Here is a 19,063-nt window from a genome sequence, read left to right on the forward strand (position 1 = left end):
AATCTGGAGTCGCGTCATGACGATTGTGCTCATCCTGATCGTGCTCGTCCTGGCGGTGTCGGCCATCGTGCTGACGCAGCGGGACTGGCGCCTGAAATACCTGAGCCACCCCCTGTACAAGCAGTTCCGGCGCATCCTGCCCCGTATGTCGGACACCGAACGCGAGGCCCTGGAAGCGGGCACGGTCTGGTGGGACGGCGCCTTGTTTTCGGGACAGCCCAGCGCCCGCGCCCTGCACGCCATCCCCGCGCCGCGCCTGTCGGACGAAGAGCAATCCTTCCTGGACCGGGAAGTCGAGACCCTGTGCGCCATGGTCCACGACTGGCAGGTGACGCGCCAGGACCTGGACCTGCCCCCGCAGGCCTGGGACTACATCAAGACGCACCGCTTCTTCGGCATGATCATTCCGAAGGAGTACGGCGGGCTGGGGTTTTCCGCCAGCGCCCATTCGGCCGTCGTGACCCGGCTGGCATCACGCAATTCCGCGCTATCAGCCACCGTCATGGTCCCGAACTCGCTGGGCCCCGCGGAACTGCTGCTGCGCTACGGCACGCAGGCCCAGAAGGACCACTACCTGCCCCGGCTGGCGCGCGGCGAGGACATCCCCGCCTTCGGCCTGACCAGCCCCTGGGCGGGCTCGGACGCCGCCGCCATCCCGGACCACGGCATCGTGTGCCGGGGCCAATGGCAGGGCGAGGAAACCCTGGGCATGCGGGTCAGCTGGGACAAGCGCTACATCACGCTGGGGCCGGTCTGCACGGTGCTGGGCCTGGCGTTCCGGCTCTACGATCCGGACGGCCTGCTGGGCGACGAACCCGACATCGGCATCACCTGCGCCCTGGTGCCGCGCGATCATCCGGGGGTCGAGATCGGCCGGCGCCATTTCCCGCTGGACGCCATGTTCATGAACGGCCCCACGCGGGGACGCGAGGTGTTCATGCCGCTGGACTTCATCATCGGCGGCCCGGAACGCGCGGGCCAGGGCTGGCGCATGCTGATGGAATGCCTGGCGGCCGGGCGCTCCATCTCGCTGCCTTCGTCCTATGCCGGCATGGCGCAGCTGACCGCCCGCGCGGTCGGCGCCTACAGCGTGGTCCGCGATCAGTTCCACACCCGCATCCACCGCTTCGAGGGCGTCATCGAACCATTGGCCCGCATCGGCGCGAACACCTACCTGATGGACGCGGCGCGATCCATGACGGCCGGGGCGGTCGACCTGGGCGAAAAGCCCGCCGTCATTTCCGCCATCGCCAAATACCACGTCACCGAACGTGGCCGCGACGTGGTCAACGACGGCATGGACATCATCGGCGGCAAGGGCATCATCCTGGGACCGCAGAATTTCCTGGGACGCGCCTACCAGCAGATTCCCGTGGGCATCACCGTCGAAGGCGCCAACATCCTGACGCGCAGCCTGATGATCTTCGGCCAGGGCGCCATCCGCAGCCATCCCTTCGTGCTGGCGGAAATGCGCGCCGCGCAGGCCGACGACCCGGAACAGGGGCTGGCGGATTTCGACACGGCGTTCTGGGGCCACATGCGCCATGCGGCGTGCAACAAGATGCGCGCGATCTGGCATGGCTGGACGGGCGCCGTGCTGGCCCGCCCCGACACCGACGTCGCCCCCGGCATGGCGCGCTACTACCGGCAGCTGACGCGGTTTTCCGCCGCGTTCGCCACCCTGGCGGATGCCTCCATGCTGGTGCTGGGCGGTTCGCTGAAGCGCCGTGAGTCGATTTCCGCGCGGCTGGGCGACGTGCTGTCGCAGCTCTACCTGATTTCGGCCACGCTCAAGCGCTTCGAGGACGAAGGCCGCCAGGCCGCCGACGCGCCGCTGGCGCACTGGGCCATCCAGGATGCGTTCTGCCGCGCCCAGGACGCCATCGCCGGCGTGCTGGACAATTTCCCCAACCGTTTCCTGGCCTGCGCCCTGCGGGTGCTGCTGTTTCCCTGGGGCCGCAGTTTCTCGGCGCCTTCGGACAAGCTGTCCGCCGCCGTGGCGGAGGCGCTCTGCACCCCGGGCGCGGCCCGGGACCGCCTGACCCGGCTGGCCCACGTGCCCGTCGGGCTGGAAGAACCCGTGGGCGCCCTGGAAGCGGCGCTGCAGGCCGTGCTGGCCACGCAGTCGCTCGACGCCCGCGTACGGGAATTCGAAAAATCAGGGAAGATACCCGCCGGCGATCCGCGCGCCAACGTGCGCGACATCGCCGACGCCGTCCACGCGGCGGGGGGCCTGACGGACGAAGAATACGAGCGCCTGCTGGCCCGCAACGCCCTGCGCGACCGGGTGATCGCCGTGGACGACTTCGCCCCCGATTTCCAGGGGCCGTCGGGGGCTGCAGCCTGATTGCGCCGGAATCGCCGGGGCGCGGCGCGCAGGCCGGGCGGATCCGATAGGCACAGGACGCCCATGGGGGCTGTCCTGTGTTCTATTTCATCCAGGCCCTCGCGTTGCGGAACATCCGCATCCAGGGGGTGTAGCCGCCGTGGGCCGTGTCGTCTCCGCCCCGGTCCGCCGCCCCCCAGCGCGTCGGCCGCCAGGACATGGCGACGTTGCGCGTGACCCGTTCCGGGTGCGGCATCATGGCGGTGAAGCGGCCGTCGGCCGTGGTGACGGCGGTCAGGCCGTCCGGGCTGCCGTTGGGATTGGCCGGATAGACCTGTGTGCGCGTCCCGCGGTTGTCCACGAAGGCGGCCGCCGCCAGCACCTGCCGGGCATCGCCCTGCCGGCTGAAGTTGGCGTAGCCTTCGCCGTGCGCCACCGCGATGGGCGCCCTCGCCCCGGCCATGCCGGCGAAAAACAGAGAGGGGGAATCCAGGATTTCCACCAGGGACAGCCGGGCCTCGTATTTTTCCGAGACGTTGCGGGTGAAGCGAGGCCAGTGCTGCGCCCCCGGGATCATGTCGGCCAGCGCGGCCAGCATCTGGCAGCCGTTGCACACCCCCAGGGCGAAGACGTCCGGCCGGGCGAAGAAGCCGCCGAACTGATCGGCCAGCGCCGCGTTGAAGCGGATCGTGCGGGCCCAGCCTTCGCCGGCGCCCAGCACGTCGCCATAGCTGAAGCCGCCCACGGCGACCAGCCCCCGCATGTCGTCCAGGCGGATGCGCCCGGCCAGCAGATCGGTCATGTGCACGTCCACGGCCTGGAAACCCGCCACGTCGAAGGCCCAGGCCATTTCCACCTGGCTGTTGCAGCCCTGCTCGCGCAGGATGGCGACCCGGGGACGGGCGCCGGTGGCGATGAAGGGCGCCGCCACGTCTTCCTGCGGATCAAAATCCACACGCGGCGCCAGCCCCGGATTGTCCGTGTCCAGCCAGGTGTCGTATTCGGCCTGGGCGCAATCGGGGTGATCGCGCCGCACCATGATGCGGCGAGTGGTTTCGCTCCAGATCCGTCCCAGTTCGGCCAGGGGCCGGTGATACAGGATGGCGCCGTCGCGGAACACCTGCAGTTCCTGCTTGGCGTTCAGCATGCCGATCACCTGGGTGACGGCGGACAGACCCGCCTGGCGCAGGAACTGCAGGGCCTCGTCGCGGCGGGCGCGGGGCACCTGCAGCAGCCAGCCGGCTTCTTCGTTGAAGAGCGCCGTCAGGTTGTGCTCGTGGTGCAGGACCGCCACCTGATCGTTGCGGATCTTGTAGTCGCCCGCATCGGCCGTGTGCGGATCGATGGTCAGCATGTCCAGGTTCAGGGACACGCCCACATGGCCGGCGAAGGCCATTTCGGCCGCCGCGGCCAGCAGGCCGCCGTCGGAGCGGTCATGGCAGGCCAGTACCCAGCCGCGCGCCACCAGTTCGCGCAGGGTCAGGAAGGCGGTGCGCAGCAGGCTGCCGTCCTGCATGTCGGGGGTCTCGGCGCCCAAGCCGCCGTAGACCTGGCCCAGGACCGAGCCGCCCATGCGCTGGCGCCCTTCCCCCAGGTCGATCAGCAGCAGCACAGAATCGCCGGCGTCAGTGCGCAATTGCGGGGTGACGGTGGCGCGCGCGTCGGCCACCGGCGCGAAGGCCGTGACCACCAGCGACACCGGAGAGACCACCTGGTGGTCGCCCTCGTCGTCCTGCCAGGCGGTGCGCATGGACAGGGAATCCTTGCCCACCGGAATCGACAGGCCCAGCGTCTGGCACCAGTCGCTGACGGCCGCCACGGTATCGAACAGGGCGGCGTCCTGGCCGGGCGCGCCGCAGGCCGCCATCCAGTTGGCAGACAGCTTGACGTCTTCCAGGCGGGCCACGCCGGCGGCGGCCAGATTGGTCAGGGCTTCCGTCACGGCCATGCGGCCGGAGGCCGGCGGATTCAGCACGGCGATCGGGCTGCGCTCGCCCAGCGCCATGGCCTCGCCGGCCACGCCTTCGTAGTCGCGCAGGGTGACGGCGCAGTCGGCGACGGGGATCTGCCACGGCCCCACCATCTGGTCGCGGGCCGTCAGGCCGCCCACCGTGCGGTCGCCGATGGTGATCAGGAAGGATTTATTGGCCACCGTCGGATGGCGCAGCACCCGTTCCACCGCGTCCGGCAGTTCGATGTCGGCCAGGTCCAGCGGGACGCCGTCCACGGCGACCCGGCCGGCGTCACGCTGCATGCGTGGCGGCTTGCCCAGGATCACGTCCACCGGCACGTCCACCGGCCGCAGGGCCGTGGCGGGGATTTCGCCCTCCGGGCGGTCCAGGCCGGGCAGGCCCTCGCCCTGGGTGACGCGCAAGCGGCGTTCCTCGGTCGCCACGCCGACGACGGCGTAGGGGCAGCGCTCGCGATCGGCGATCCGGGCGAAACGATCCAGATCCGTCGGCAGGATGGCCAGGACATAGCGTTCCTGGGATTCGTTGCTCCAGATCTCGGCGGGAGAAAGGCCGGATTCTTCCAGGGGCACGCGCTGCAATTCGAATTCCGCGCCGCGCCCGGCGTCGTTGACCAGTTCGGGGAAGGCGTTGGACAGGCCGCCCGCGCCCACGTCGTGGATGGCCAGGACCGGATTGCCATCCCCCTGCTGCCAGCAGCGGTCGATGACTTCCTGGGCGCGGCGCTGCATTTCCGGATTGCCGCGCTGCACGGAATCGAAATCCAGATCCGCCTGGTTGGTGCCGGCGCCCATGCTGGACGCCGCGCCGCCGCCCATGCCGATGCGCATGCCCGGCCCGCCCAGCTGCACCAGCAGCGCCCCGGGGGGCAGAGGGTCTTTGTGGGTCAGGCGGGCATCGATCTGGCCCAGGCCGCCGGCCAGCATGATGGGCTTGTGATAGCCCCAGCGCACGCCGCCCGCGGTCTGTTCGAAGCTGCGGAAGTAGCCCAGCAGATTGGGCCGTCCGAATTCATTGTTGAACGCCGCCCCGCCGATGGGGCCCTCGATCATGATGTCCAGCGGCGTGGCGATGCGCCCCGGCGCGCCGGCCGGCCCTTCCCAGGGTTCGACGGCATCGTCCACCCGCAGGTTGGACACCGTGAAGCCCGTGAGCCCCGCCTTGGGCTTGGAACCGCGCCCCGTGGCGCCCTCGTCGCGGATCTCGCCGCCGGCCCCCGTGGCCGCCCCGGGAAACGGCGCGATCGCCGTGGGGTGGTTGTGGGTTTCGACCTTCATCAGGATGTGCGACGTGATGTCGTGGCGGCGGTAGACGGTATCGGCCGCATCCGCCGCGTGGAAGGCCGACGCCGGGCCGCCCGCCATGACGGCGGCGTTGTCGGCATAGGCCACGATGGTGCCTTCGGGCTGGGCCGCATGGGTGGCGCGGATCATGTCGAACAGCGTCTGCGGCTGCGCCTGGCCGTCCAGCGTCCAATGGGCGTTGAAGATCTTGTGGCGGCAGTGTTCGCTGTTGGCCTGGGCGAACATCATCAGTTCGACGTCGGTGGGATCGCGTCCCAGATCGCGGTAGGCGCGCAGCAGATAATCGATTTCGTCAGCCGACAGCGCCAGGCCCAGGCTGGCGTTGCAGTCGTCCAGGGCCGCGCGGCCCTGCGCCATGACCGGCACCGCCCGGACCGGTTGGCCGGACACCGGAGCGAACAGGGCCTGGCCGTCGAAATCAGCCGGCATCACGGTTTCGGTCATGCGATCGTGCAGGCAGGCGGCGATGTCCCGGATCTGGGATTCGGTGAACTTCTGCGCGCCCAGCAGGCGGCGTTCGGGCGTGATGGCGTAGCGCACCCCGCGCTCGATGCGATGCACCTGCGGCAGGCCGCAATGCCGGGCGATGTCGGTGGCCTTGCTGGCCCAGGGGGAAATCGTGCCCAGGCGGGGCACCACCAGCAGTTGCGCGGCATGCCGGTCGGTCGATGCGGGCTCGCGCCGGCCGTCGTCCAGCAGCGCGTCGAGCCGCGCCCGGTCGGCATCGGACAGCGTCCCGTCCACCCCTGCGAAATAGCAGGCATGCGCCGCGACCGACGCCACCGGCAGTCCCCGGTCCGTCAGGGCGCGCAGCAGGCGCTGGCGGCGGAAATCGGACAAGGCGGCAGAACCAGGAATGATCAATACGGTGGTCACGGCAGAAGGCCCAAGGCAAACGGAAGGAAGAATCCTCCATTTTACCGGGATCGGGCCGACAACAGGTCCATGCCCCTGCCGCCATCCCGATGGATTGCCCGCCCCGGCCCGATAGGGTCGCCCATCCGGTCCTGACGGAAGGCCGCCCGAACGGCCTCAGCCAGCGGCAGGCGGGTAGCTGACGGCCAGGATGTCCAGTTCCTCGATGCCGGCCGGGGTGCGCAGGGTCACGACATCGCCTTCGCGCGCCTTGATCAGGGCGCGCGCCACCGGCGAGACCCAGCTGATGCGTCCGTTCAGGGGATCGGCTTCGTCCACGCCGACGATGGTGACGTTGAATTCCCGGCCCTGGCTGTCGCAATACTGCACGGTGGCGCCAAAGAACACCTGGTCGCGATTGGGCTGCTGCGAGGGATCGACCACCTCGGCCGATTCCAGGCGCTTTGTCAGGAAGCGGATGCGGCGGTCGATCTCCCGCAGGCGCTTCTTGCCGTAGATGTAGTCGCCGTTCTCGGAGCGGTCGCCGTTGGACGCCGCCCAGGACACGGTCTGCACCACGTCGGGCCGCTCCACGTTCATCAGATGCATCAGTTCATCGTTCAGGGCGCGATAGCCACCCGTGGTCATGTAGTTCTTCGTGCCGGCGGGCAATGCCCGCGCCTCGGGCAGGTCATCGTCCTCGTCCGCGTCCGATTCCTTGACGAAGGCCTTGTTCATGGTCGGTGTTCCTCCTGAATCCAATCCCGCCAGACGGGAACCAGGCTGTCCGGCAGGTCCGGCATGCGTCCCAGGTCGACGCGACCCACGCCCGGGGCGTGGAAATCCGAACCGCGGGATGCCTGGAACCCGTACGTCAGCGCCAGGCGGGCATACTGTTCATACTGCGCCGGGGTATGGCTGCCGGTGACGACCTCGACCCCCTGCCCGCCCAGGTCCTTGAAGGCCTGGAACAGGGCGTCGCGCTGCTGGGGCGTGTATTTGTAGCGCCCCGGATGGGCGATGACGGCCTTGCCGCCCGCCCCGCGTATCCAGCCCACGGCCTGTTCCAGACTGGCCCATTGAGTCGGCACGAACGCCCGCTTGTTCTCGCCCAGATAGCGGTCGAAAGCCTGCTGCAGGGATTTGACATGCCCCTGCTCCAGCAGGTGGCGGGCGAAATGCACGCGGCTGATCAGGTCGGGATTGTCCACGTGGCGCAAGGCGCCCTCGAAGGCGTCCGCGACGCCGCATTCGGCCAGGCGTTCGGCCACGAGCTTCGCCCGATCGAAGCGGCCCAGGCGGATTTCCGCCAGGCCGGCCGCCAGGTCGGCGTTGTCCGGGTCGATGTTCAGGCCCACGATGTGGACGGTCTTGCCGCAGAAGGTGACGGAGATCTCCACCCCCGGGATGAAGCCCATGCCCAGATCGCGGGCGGCCTGCGCGGCCTCGCTCAGGCCGCTGGTTTCATCGTGGTCCGACAGCGCCCACCAGTCCACGCCGTTGGCCTGCGCCCGCGCCGCGACTTCCGCCGGCGACAGGACGCCGTCCGACTGCCGGGAATGGCTGTGCAAATCAATGTTCAAGCTCATTCATCAGACTGTACACGACCGTGCGGCATCGTGCCGCGCCTCACTCCGCCAGCAGGAACCGCCGCACGGCTTCGATCTGGTCCTCCGAGCGCACCGTGGGAGCATGCCCCACGCCCAGGAACTCCACGCAACGGGCGTTGGCGTTGCGCCTGACCATCTGCTGCGCGGTCTCGGCCGAGAGGATGTCGGATTGAGCGCCCCGCAGGACCAGGGCCGGCATGGGCAAGTGGTCCCAGGCCCGCCACAGCAGTGCCTCGGCGGCGGCGGTGGCTTCAGGGGTTTGCAGGGCGAAAGGCTGGGCGATGCGCAGATCGTAATGCTTGACCCACTGCCCGCCCTGCTCGTGGAACACGTGTTCGGTCAGGGCCGTCCAGCCGGCGGCATCGTGCGGACCGAAGCCGCCGGACACGGCCCGCACGTAATCCACCGCCTGCTGAAACGACGCGAACCGGATGTCCTGGCCCACATAGCCGCCGATGCGCTCTAGGCCTTCCTGCGTCAGGGCGGGGCCGATATCGTTGAACACCATGCGGCCCAGGGGAACGTCCGGCGCGGCGCCCAGCCCCCAGGCGCCCCGGTCGGGACGCAGCGCCGGCGACACCATCGCCGCGCCGGCCAGGCCCAGGCCGATCAGCCCGCCCATCGACGTGCCCACCCAGTCCAGCCGGGCGGGCGCCAGGCGGGCGATCAGGGCCACCATGTCGGCCACGTACTGCGGCACGACGTAGCCGGCCGGGTCGATCAGCCAGTCGGACCGCCCGCGGCCGACCACGTCCGGGCAGACCACCCGATAGTCATCCCGCAGCGCCCGCGCCAGCGGATCGAAATCGCGGCCGGTGCGCGTCAGGCCATGCGCGCACAGCAGCACCCGGTCATTGCCCGGATCGCCCCATTCCCAGTACGCCATGCGGTGCAGGCCGGCCGGGCTGGCGCAGGTGACGAAATCCAAGCGGGGTTCGGCGTCTGAATGCGCAATCGGGGACATGATGAAGCCTCTTGCAAACGAGCGATACGTCGATTGTAGCGACGAATGCCCGCGCGCCCGCCCCGAGGCCGGGCGCGCGCCGCCGCCGCGTTCACACGTGCAGCGCCTGCCCCAGCGCCCGCAGCGCGGCTTCCTGGATGGCTTCGCCCTGGGTCGGGTGCGCGTGGATCGTGTGCCCCACGTCTTCCAGGCGGGCCCCCATTTCGATGGACTGGCCGAAAGCGGCGGCGAATTCGGACACGCCCCGCCCCACCGCCTGCCACCCCAGGATCAGATGGTTGTCGCGCCGCGCCACGACGCGCACGAAGCCGTCCGTGGATTCCAGCGTCATGGCCCGGCCGTTGGCCGCCAGCGGGAAGACGCCTTCCAGGGCCTCGATGCCGGCCGCCGCGGCCTGCTGCGGCGACAGCCCGGCCGTCACGACCTCCGGATCCGTGAAGCACACGGCCGGAATGGCGGCGGGCACGAAGCGCCGCACATGGCCCGCGATCTGTTCCGCCACGCATTCGCCCTGCGCCATGGCGCGATGGGCCAGCATCGGTTCTCCGGTCAGGTCGCCGATGGCCCACACGCCGCTCATGGAAGTCCGGCAGCGCTCGTCCACCTGAACGGCCAGGCCGTCCATGTCCAGCATCAGGGAACTGAGGCCGAAGCCCCGGCTGCGGGGCCGGCGGCCCACCGCCACCAGGATCTGCTGGGCGGGCAGCACCTGTTCCTCCGCCTTGGGCGGCTGGATGCGCAGGCCCTTGCCGTCCTCGCTCAGGCCCAGGACCTGGGTCTGCAGGTGCAGGTCGACGCCCAGGGATTTCAGGGCCTTGTGCACGGGCTTGACCAGTTCCGCATCGTAGGCGGGCAGGATGCGATCCTGGGCTTCGACGACGTCGACCTTGACCCCCAGTTTGCGGTAGACGGTGCCCAGTTCCAGGCCGATGTACCCCGCGCCCACGATGGCCAGGGATTTGGGCAGCTTCTTCGGCGACAGGGCCTCGGTGGAGGAAATCACCGGGCCGCCGAAGGGCATGAAGGGCAAAGCGGCGGGTTCCGACCCCGTCGCCAGCAGCAGGTGTTCGCAGCGGATGCGCTGAGGCGCGCCCGCCTTGCCTTTGACGACCGGATCCACGTCCACGGTCTTGCCGTCGACGATGCGCGCCCACCCCTGGACGACCGTGACCTTGTGCTTTTTCAGCAGGGCCCCGATGCCGCCCGTCAGTTTCTTGACGATGCCATCCTTCCAGGCGATGCTGCGGTCCAGGTCCAGTTCCGGCGAGCGGGCGCGGATGCCCAGGGGAGAATCCCCCGCATAGCCCTGCAGGGCGTGGAATTGTTCCGCGACGTGGATCAGGGCCTTGGAGGGAATGCAGCCGATGTTCAGGCAGGTGCCGCCCAGGGTGGCGCCTTCCACCAGCACGGTGGGAATGCCCAGCTGGCCCGCCCGGATGGCGGCCACGTAGCCGCCGGGGCCGCCGCCAACGATCAGCAAAGTGGTATTGATGGGATTGGACATGCTTACTCCACGAACAGAAGCGCCGGGCATTCCAGATAGCGCCGGATGCACTGGATGAACTCGGCGGCGTGCATGCCGTCGACCACGCGATGATCAAAGGACGAGGACAGGTTCATGAGCTTGCGGGCCACGACCCGACCCTCCTGGAAGACCGGACGCTCGACCACGCGGTTGACGCCCACGATGGCGACTTCCGGGTGATTGATCACCGGCGTGGAGACGATCCCGCCCAGCGGCCCCAGGCTGGTGATGGTGATGGTGGAACCCGTCAATTCGTCGCGCGCAGCCTTGCCCTGGCGGGCGGCCTCGGCCAGGCGGGCGATTTCCGCCGCGCAGGACCAGAGGTCCAGGGTTTCGGCATGACGGACCACAGGCACCATCAGGCCCGACGGCGTCTGCGCCGCCACCCCCAGGTGCACGGCGCCGAACTGGGTCACCACGCCGGCGTCGTCATCGAAGCGCGCGTTGATCTGCGGGAATTCGCGCAGGGCCAGCACCATGGCCCGCCCCAGGAAGGGCAGCAGGGTCAGTTTGCCGCGTTCGGTGCTGTAGCGGGCATTGAGCCGGGCGCGCAGGGACTCCAGTTCGGTGACGTCGATTTCCTCGACGTACGTGAAGTGCGGGATGCGCCGCTTGGATTCCTGCATCTTCTGCGCGATCTTGCGCCGCAGCCCGATGACGGGAACGGCGGTTTCGTCGTCGTGGGACTGGTACAGGGACCCGGTGGTGCGATGCGAAGTGTCGTTGCGGTCGCGGGCCAGCCAGGCGTCCAGGTCCCCCTGGGTGATGCGGCCCGCCGGGCCGCTGCCCGGCACGTACTGCAAGGTGATGCCCAGGTCCCAGGCGCGGCGGCGCACAGCGGGCGAAGCCAGGGGCCGCTGGCCCTCGGGCCGCGCGGGCGCGTGGGTGGCGGCATGCGGCGTGCGGGCCGCAGGGGCGGCCGGCGCGGGAGCGATTTCAGCCATCGGAGCCGGCGCCGCGCGGGGCGCTGCCGGCGCGACTGCCGCCGGGGCGGCATCCGCAGTCCCGGCCCGAAGCGCTGCCTCGGCGCGCGCGCCGCCGGCCTGCGCCGGGGCAGCGTCCGGGGACGGCGAGGCGGATGCTGCCGGTTCCGCAGGCGCGGCGCGGGTCTTGAAGGTGTGCTCGTTGCCCTCGCCCTCGACTTCCAGGCGGATCAGTTCGGACCCCACCGCCATGACCTGGCCGACCTGCCCGCCCAGCGAAACGACCTGCCCATGCACGGGGGACGGCACCTGCACGGTGGCCTTGTCGGTCATGACGTCGGCCAGGACCTGGTCCTCGACCACCGCGTCGCCCGGCTGGACGTGCCATTCGACCAGTTCGACTTCCGCAATGCCTTCGCCGATGTCAGGCATCTTGATGATGTGAATACCCATTATGCCTCCCGGAACGCACGTTTGAATGCCTCGGCCACCCGCTTGGGGCCGGGGAAATACGCCCATTCATGGGAATGCGGATACGGCGTATCCCACCCCGTGATGCGTTCGATCGGGGCTTCGAGATGATAGAAACAGTGTTCCTGGACCAGCGCGCACAACTCGGCGCCGAAACCGCTGGTGCGGGTGGCTTCGTGCAGCACCACGCAGCGGCCGGTCTTGCGCACCGACGCCAGGATGGTGTCCAGATCCAGCGGCCACAGGCTGCGCAGGTCGATGATGTCAGCCTCGATGCCGGCGTCCTTGGCGGCGACTTCCGCCACATAGACCATGGTGCCGTAGGTCAGCACGGTCAGGTCGCGGCCTTCGCGGTAGAGCGCGGCCTTGTCCAGCGGCACGCTGTAATAGCCTTCCGGGACATTGCCCAGCGGATGCTTGGACCAGGGCACGACCGGCTGGTCGTGATGACCGTCGAACGGCCCGTTGTACAGGCGCTTGGGCTCCAGGAAAATGACGGGGTCGTCATTTTCGATGGAACTGATCAGCAGGCCCTTGGCATCGTAGGGATTGGAGGGCATGACGGTGCGCAGGCCCGAGACGTGCGTGAACAGGGCCTCGGGGCTCTGGCTGTGGGTCTGGCCGCCGAAGATGCCGCCGCCGCAGGGCATGCGGATCGTCAGCGGCGCCGTGAAACCGCCCGCCGAGCGGTAGCGCAGGCGGGCGGCCTCGGAAAAGATCTGGTCGGCCGCCGGATAGAAATAGTCCGCGAACTGGATTTCGACCACGGGGCGCAGGCCATAGGCGCCCATGCCCACGGCGGCCGCCACGATGCCGCTCTCGGAAATGGGCGCGTCGAACACCCGCGACTGGCCGTATTTGGTCTGCAGGCCTTCGGTGCAGCGGAACACGCCGCCGAAGTAGCCCACGTCCTCGCCGAAGATGACGACGTTCTCGTCGCGGTCCAGCATGATGTCCATGGCCGATCGCAGGGCCTGGATCATGGTCATGGGGCGTGTTTTCATCGTGTCCTGTGCCATGCTCACACCCCCAGTTCCTGGCGCTGCCGGCGCAGGTGTTCCGGCATTTCCTTGTAGACGTCCTCGAACATGGTGGCCACGCTGGACGTGCGTCCCGTGGCCAGCGTGCCGTGGGCTTCCGCCTTCTTCTGGGCCGCGACGATCTCGGCCTCGCAGGTTTTCTGGGCGTCCTGGTGTTCCTGTTCGGACCAGATGCCGCGCCCGATCATGTACTGCTTCAGGCGGGCGATCGGGTCGCCCAGCGGGAAGCGCGACCAGTCGTCGGCCGGCCGGTATTTCGACGGATCGTCGGACGTGGAATGCGGCCCCGCCCGGTAGCTGACCCATTCGATCAGCGTGGCGCCATGGTTGCCGCGGGCGCGATCGGCCGCCCAGCGCGAGGCGGCGTACACCGCCAGGAAATCGTTGCCGTCCACCCGCAGGGACGCCACGTTGGAGCCGATGCCGCGCGCCGCCAGGGTGATGCCCTCGCCGCCCGCCACCGACTGGAAGGTGGAAATGGCCCATTGGTTGTTGATGACGTTCAGGATCACCGGCGCGCGGTAGACGTTGGCGAACAGCAGCGCCGTCTGGTAATCGGATTCGGCGGTGGCGCCGTCGCCGATCCAGCCGCAGGCGATGCGGGTGTCGCCCTTGATGGCGGAGGCCATGGCCCAGCCCACGGCCTGCGGCATCTGCGTGCCCAGATTGCCCGACAGGGTGAAGAAGCCCTTTTCCGGCACGGAATACAGCACCGGCAGCTGGCGGCCTTTCAGGGGATCTTTGTCGTTCGAGAAGATCTGGCACATCATGTCGAACAGCGGATAGTCCTGGGCGATCAGCAGCCCCTGCTGGCGATAGGACGGAAAATGCATGTCGCCGTCCCGCAGCGCCAGCGACTGGCCGATGGCGATGGCTTCCTCGCCCAGGCACTGCATGTAGAAAGAGGTCTTTTTCTGGCGCTGGGCGATGACCATGCGGGCATCGAAGATGCGCGTCTTGATCATGGCCTGCATGCCCCGCCGAAGAATGGCGTCGTCGGGCAGGTCTTCGGCCCAGGGACCGACCGCCTGGCCGTCATCATCCAGCACCCGGATCAGGCCCAGGGCCAGGTCGCGCGTGTCGTAGGGGATGGTGTCGATGGGAGGTTTGCGAGCGGCGCCAGCCGGCTGCAGCCGCAGGTAGGAAAAGTCGGTCGCCTGACCGGGACGCCCCGAGGGTTCGGGGACATAGAACTTCAGCGGTGTCTGTGTCATGATCGCAGAAATCTTTTGGATTTGCCATTAACCCGTTGGCGGGCAACAGTCGTCTTGTGGACGGCTGCCGCATCATCGCCGATCCCGCCATGCCGCGCAAGATCGCGTAAACCACTACGGGCGCCGTCCGTGCCAATAACGACGGGACGACTCAAGAACACTGTACAACGACAGGCCGGTGCCGCGCGACTGGGCATTTACCCCGCCCTGCCAGTCCGTGCGCCAGATCGTCGCGCCGGACCGGCGCCAGCGGTCCAGCACGGCCTCGTTCGGATGGCCGTGGCGGTTCCAGCGGCCCACCTGCACGATGACGTGCCGGGCGGCCACGGCCTGGACGAAGGGCGCCGACGAAGAGGTGTGCGAACCGTGATGCGCGGCGACCACGACGTCGGCGGGGGTCAGGCCGCGCCGCACCAGGGCCGCCTCGGTGCGGGCTTCGATGTCGCCGGTCAGCAGCAGGCTGTGATACTGGCCGCGCACCCGCAGCACACAGCTGCCGGCATTGGCCTGGACGTCCTTGCGCTCACGGCGCACGTCCAGGGGCCAGAGAAATTCGAAACTGACGCCGTCGATCCGCCAGCGCCCGCCGAACCGACAGGGGCTGGCGGCCAGCGGACGCGAAGCGGGCGGCGCCTGCAGCAGCCGGGCTTCCCGGTCCAGCCAGCGGTCCAGGTCGAAGGAACTGAAGGCCTGCTCCACCCGCACGGCTTCCAGGATGCTGCGCGCGCCGCCCGCATGATCCAGGTCGGCATGGGACAGGACCAGGGCATCCAGGCGCCGCACCCCCAGCGCCCGCAGGGCGGGCGCGACCGTCCGGGCGCCCTCGTCCGCATCCCGCGCATGGCGGGCCCCGGCGTCGAAGACGATGTCGTGCCCGGCGGTGCGCAGCAGCAAAGCGCTGCCCTGCCCCACGTCCAGGGCATGCAGGTCCCATTCGCCCTCGCCCGGACGCGGCGGCGTCCACAGCGCCATGGGCAGCAGGGCCAGCCAGGCCCAGCGGCGCCGGCGCCACAGCATTGCGGCCGCCTGGCGGCCGCGCGACGCCCATGCCGCTTGCGCTCGACCGGACCCGGCGGAAACGGGGAAAGGCGCACACCGGGCAACGTCGCGGCCCGGAGAGCCGGATGCCCCAAACCCCGCGCCCGAACGACGACACCCCGACCGGGCGCCATCCGGCCACAAAGCGCAGGCCGCCCCGGCCGCCGCCAGCAGGTACAGCCAGGCGGGGCCAGCCGCCACCGGCCAGGTCGGCAGACCGGCCAGCCATTCGGTCGGCCGCATCATCAGCGCCAGCACGCCGTGGGCCAGCCACGCCAGGCCGGCGGCGGCCCAGTCCAGGCCCGGCGCCAGGGACACGGCCGCCAGCATCAGCGACAGCGGCGTGACGCACAGTTCGATCAGGGGAATGGCGTAGGCATTGGCCGCCGGGGACACCAGGGACACCTCGTGGAACACCCAGGCCAGCGCGGGCGCCAGCGCCAGGGTGATGGCCCACTGCAGGCGGGCCGCCAGTTTCAGGCTCCGCAGCCAGCGGCCAGTGCGCGACACAGAGCCCGAAGCTGGCTGCGTCTGCTGAGACGCACCATGCCCCGCCGCCAGCAGCACCGCCACGGCGGCGAAGGACAGCCAGAAGCCGCTGGCCAGCAGGGACCAGGGGTCCAGCGCCACGACGACGGCGGCGGCCAGCGCCAGCACCCGGGATGCGCTCAGGCGCAGCTGCAGGGCCTGGGCGCCCGCCACCACCGCCAGCATCATGAAGGTGCGGCGGGCGGGCACGCCCCAGCCCGCCAGCAGGCAATACAGCCAGGCCGTGATCAGGGCGGCGCAGGCGGCCGCCCGCCGGGCCGGCCAGTATTCGGCCAGCACGCGGCCGCGCCAGGACAGGCGGCACCACAGCCAGCGCGCGGCCAGCGCCGCCACGCCCGCCAGCATCGTGATGTGGGACCCGGAGATCGACACGAGGTGCGTCAGGCCGGTGCGGTTGAAGATGCGCCAGTCGGCATCGTCCATCCCATCCTGATCGCCAATGGCCAGGGCCCGCAGCACGGCGCCGTAGCGCTTGCCGTCCAGATGCGGGGCCATGGCCTGGCGGATCCGGTGCCGCGCCCGGTCGGCCACGACGGAGATGCCGTGCCAGTCCTCGTCCCGCAGATGCTCCGGCACGCCGCGCACCGTGCCGCTCGCCCGGATGCCGGCGGCGAACACATGGCCCTCGTAATCGAAGGCGGCGGCGTTTCGCGCCGCCTGGACGGGCCTCAGGACCAGCGCCATGCGCCACACCTGGCCCGCACGCACGATCGGAAACGGCGGGTCGGCGGGCCGCGCCGCCGCATAAGGGCTGCGCCAGCCCGACGCCGGCCAGTTGACCAGGATCCGTCGCGGCACCCCCGCCGGGTGCGAATCCAGCACGTCCGCCTCGAAGCGGATCCGGTCCGGCTGCAGGCGCGGCAGCCCCTGGACGCGCAGCGTGACCCGCGACACCCGGTCCACATTGCCGTCCTCCAGGACCTGGGCGAGCCGCTGCTGCGCCCAGAAGACGGTGGCAGAAAACGCCAGGCCCGCGGCCAGCAGCCACAGCGCCAGGATGCATGCTGCGCGGGCCAGCGGCGGCGTCCGATCCCGCTGCGACCCGTTTTCCCTGAAAGCGGCGTCATCCGGGAGCGACGCGTCCGTCGCGCGGACCCCGGTCCGGCGGCGCAGGAACCCGGCCAGGCCCAGCATGGCCGCCGGAACCAGCACCGTGGCCGCCAGCCAGGGCCACGCCGGCAACCGGGCCAGTTGATGCGCGGCCCCCGCCCCCAACAGCCCCGCCGCCACCGCCAGCCGACCGATCATCCCCTGCCTCCGAATGCCTTCGACAGGACAGGCTAAGGGGCGCGAGCGTGACAAAACCAGGCCCTCGGGCCGCTTTTGTCACGCTCGTCAGGCCGCGGGCATGCCATGCAGGCCGGCGGCCGGGCGCTTCACATCAGGATTTCCGATCCAGCGCTTCGCATTTTTTGCTCATGTAAGGCAAGGCGCGCACGGAGGATTCCCGGAATACGAGCCAGTCATGATCCCCGTCGATCACCCGGTATTCCACGTCCTTGGGCTGGGTCGCGTGCAGCGTCCAATACAGCTTGGCGGCCGCCAGCACGATGCCGAAGCGGTCATGGTCGCCGGACTCGATCCACATCGGCACGATGGTGTTCGCCTTGCGGTAAGCCGGCAATCTGGCGGGATACAGCGAATTCGTCCAGGCGGCTTCGTCGAACTTCCCGTCCCTGGCGAATTGCGGCGTCTTGCGCGACGCCGACGTGGGCGGCGGGAACGGATCGTAGATGGCGGGGCTCAGGACCCCCGCGGCGCAGAACAGGTCCGGATGGGACAGGCTCAGGTTCAGGGCGCCGTACCCCCCCATCGACAGGCCGCCGATCGAGCGCCCGGCGCGGTCGGTGCGGATCTTGTAGTGCTGCTCGGCATAGGGGATGACGTCCTTGATGAAGGCGGTCTCGGCCTTGACCGCATTGGCGTCCGCGTACCAGGACTCGGGGCCGGTGGTCGGCATCACGATGACGGAGCGGCGCAGCTCGCGCCGGGCGATCAACTGGTCGGCCGTCACCTGGATGCCGCCCTTGAGGACCCAGGCAGTCTCGTTGGAACCGGCGCCGTGCAGCATGTAGATCACCGGCAGTTTCTCCTGGGCGTCCTCATACTCGTCGGGCAGATAGACCTGCATCTTGAGATCCCGGCCCAGCGTGGGCGAGGCGAACGAAGCCTGCACGATCTCGCTGGCCAGGGCGGGCGCGGCGGCGCAGGCGGCGGCCGCGACGGCGGCGGCCAGGCTCAAAGTATGTTTTGGCATGTCTTCCTCTCGGCATGAGCATCCGGAGCCTGTCGCGGCGGGCGCCGCGAAACACGCTCCGGAACTCATTATGCATCGCGGCCCCGTCCGGGGCGCGGAAGACGGGCGGCGCGCCGAACGGCGCGGGTCATGCCGCCACCGGCCCGCTCAAGGAGACGCCAGCAGCGCCTCCAGCTTCGGCAGGACCCGCATCGCATTGCGGCCGCATTGCGCGACCACCGCATCCCGGGCCTCCGAGCGCAGCGCGGCCAGGCTGTCGGCGATCCGGGCGACCTCGCCGGGCTCGTTGCGGGCCGGCCGCGGCCGACCGTCCGCATCGCGCCCCAGCCAGGCGGGCGGAATGTCGGGGGCGTCGGTTTCCAGCACCAGCGCCGTCGCCGGCAGCCGCGCAGCCAGGCGGCGGATCTGCAGGGCGCGATCGAAGGTCATGGCGCCGCCCACCCCCAGGGCGAACCCCTGTCCCAGGAACTGCTCGGCCTGCTGGACGCTGCCGTTGAAGGCATGGGCGATGCCGCCGATCGACGGGCGCCGGCGCAGATGCTTCAGCAGCACGTCCTGGGACTTGCGCACGTGCAGCAGCACGGGCAGATCGAACCGCCGCGCCAGATCCAGCTGGCGGGTGTAGAACCGTTCCTGCCGCGCCCGCAGCTCGGGCGTGCCGGCTTCGGGCACGAAGAAATCCAGGCCGATCTCGCCGACGGCCACCAGGCGGGGATCGTCCCGCCAGGCATGCAGGCGATCTTCCAGAAACACCAGGTCGTCTTCACCCGCCCGCGGCACGTACAGGGGATGGATGCCCAGCGCATAGGCGCCGCCCGGCAGGGATGCCGCCAGGTCGCGCACGGTTTCGAAATTGTCCCGGCAGACGGCCGGGATGACGATCCCGTGGACGCCGGCGTGCCTGGCCCGATGGACGACGTCCGCCCGATCCGCATCGAATTCGGCGGCATCCAGGTGGCAATGCGTGTCAATGAGCATTCGCGTCTCCGTCCAGCGCGGGCCGCAGCGTATTGAAGA

Annotated in this window: 12 protein-coding genes; 1 reads left to right on the forward strand and 11 read right to left on the reverse strand. The window is 69.7% G+C overall.

All coding sequences use genetic code 11. The features are described 5' to 3' along the window. Positions 1 to 16: 16 nt before the first annotated feature. Positions 17 to 2,347 (forward strand): acyl-CoA dehydrogenase, encoded by a 2,331-nt coding sequence (locus Q0263_RS13795; RefSeq protein ID WP_298017248.1) that lies wholly within the window; start codon positions 17 to 19, stop codon positions 2,345 to 2,347. An 82-nt stretch (positions 2,348 to 2,429) separates the two neighbouring features. Here the strand turns inward: Q0263_RS13795 and purL are convergent, their stop codons facing one another. The 11 genes from purL to Q0263_RS13850 all read right to left on the reverse strand — a co-directional run bounded on the left by purL (position 2,430) and on the right by Q0263_RS13850 (position 19,024). Further along, positions 2,430 to 6,476, reverse strand: a complete 4,047-nt coding sequence (gene purL / locus Q0263_RS13800; protein WP_298017251.1) for a phosphoribosylformylglycinamidine synthase — start codon at positions 6,474 to 6,476, stop codon at positions 2,430 to 2,432. A gap of 156 nt (positions 6,477 to 6,632) precedes the next feature. Beyond that, positions 6,633 to 7,193, reverse strand: coding sequence for a transcription elongation factor GreB (gene greB / locus Q0263_RS13805; RefSeq protein WP_298017254.1), 561 nt, complete (start codon positions 7,191 to 7,193; stop codon positions 6,633 to 6,635). Next, positions 7,190 to 8,044 carry a PHP domain-containing protein gene (locus Q0263_RS13810; protein WP_298017257.1) on the reverse strand — a complete coding sequence of 285 codons (855 nt, stop codon included), beginning with the start codon at positions 8,042 to 8,044 and terminating at the stop codon, positions 7,190 to 7,192. The genes greB and Q0263_RS13810 overlap by 4 nt, the downstream gene beginning before the upstream one ends. A gap of 40 nt (positions 8,045 to 8,084) precedes the next feature. Further along, a complete protein-coding gene (locus Q0263_RS13815; protein ID WP_298017260.1) occupies positions 8,085 to 9,029 on the reverse strand; it encodes an alpha/beta hydrolase in 945 nt (314 codons plus the stop codon). A gap of 91 nt (positions 9,030 to 9,120) precedes the next feature. After that, positions 9,121 to 10,533: a dihydrolipoyl dehydrogenase gene (gene lpdA / locus Q0263_RS13820; RefSeq protein WP_298017262.1), complete on the reverse strand. Its 1,413-nt coding sequence runs from the start codon at positions 10,531 to 10,533 to the stop codon at positions 9,121 to 9,123. Positions 10,534 to 10,535: 2 nt separating this feature from the next. Then, positions 10,536 to 11,930, reverse strand: a complete 1,395-nt coding sequence (locus Q0263_RS13825; RefSeq protein ID WP_298017265.1) for a dihydrolipoamide acetyltransferase family protein — start codon at positions 11,928 to 11,930, stop codon at positions 10,536 to 10,538. Further along, positions 11,930 to 12,952, reverse strand: a complete 1,023-nt coding sequence (locus Q0263_RS13830) for an alpha-ketoacid dehydrogenase subunit beta (RefSeq protein WP_298017268.1) — start codon at positions 12,950 to 12,952, stop codon at positions 11,930 to 11,932. The genes Q0263_RS13825 and Q0263_RS13830 overlap by 1 nt, the downstream gene beginning before the upstream one ends. 17 nt (positions 12,953 to 12,969) lie before the next feature. Continuing rightward, entirely contained in the window at positions 12,970 to 14,202 is a 1,233-nt protein-coding gene (locus Q0263_RS13835) for a 3-methyl-2-oxobutanoate dehydrogenase (2-methylpropanoyl-transferring) subunit alpha (protein ID WP_298017271.1), read from the reverse strand. Between the two features lie 114 nt (positions 14,203 to 14,316). Next, positions 14,317 to 17,037, reverse strand: coding sequence for a ComEC/Rec2 family competence protein (locus Q0263_RS13840; protein ID WP_298017274.1), 2,721 nt, complete (start codon positions 17,035 to 17,037; stop codon positions 14,317 to 14,319). Between the two features lie 133 nt (positions 17,038 to 17,170). Continuing rightward, positions 17,171 to 18,046: an alpha/beta hydrolase family protein gene (locus Q0263_RS13845; RefSeq protein WP_298017277.1), complete on the reverse strand. Its 876-nt coding sequence runs from the start codon at positions 18,044 to 18,046 to the stop codon at positions 17,171 to 17,173. A 147-nt stretch (positions 18,047 to 18,193) separates the two neighbouring features. After that, positions 18,194 to 19,024, reverse strand: a complete 831-nt coding sequence (locus Q0263_RS13850; RefSeq protein ID WP_298017280.1) for a TatD family hydrolase — start codon at positions 19,022 to 19,024, stop codon at positions 18,194 to 18,196. Positions 19,025 to 19,063 lie beyond the last annotated feature (39 nt).

Source organism: uncultured Castellaniella sp., assembly GCF_937988725.1.
Classification (GTDB): domain Bacteria; phylum Pseudomonadota; class Gammaproteobacteria; order Burkholderiales; family Burkholderiaceae_B; genus Castellaniella.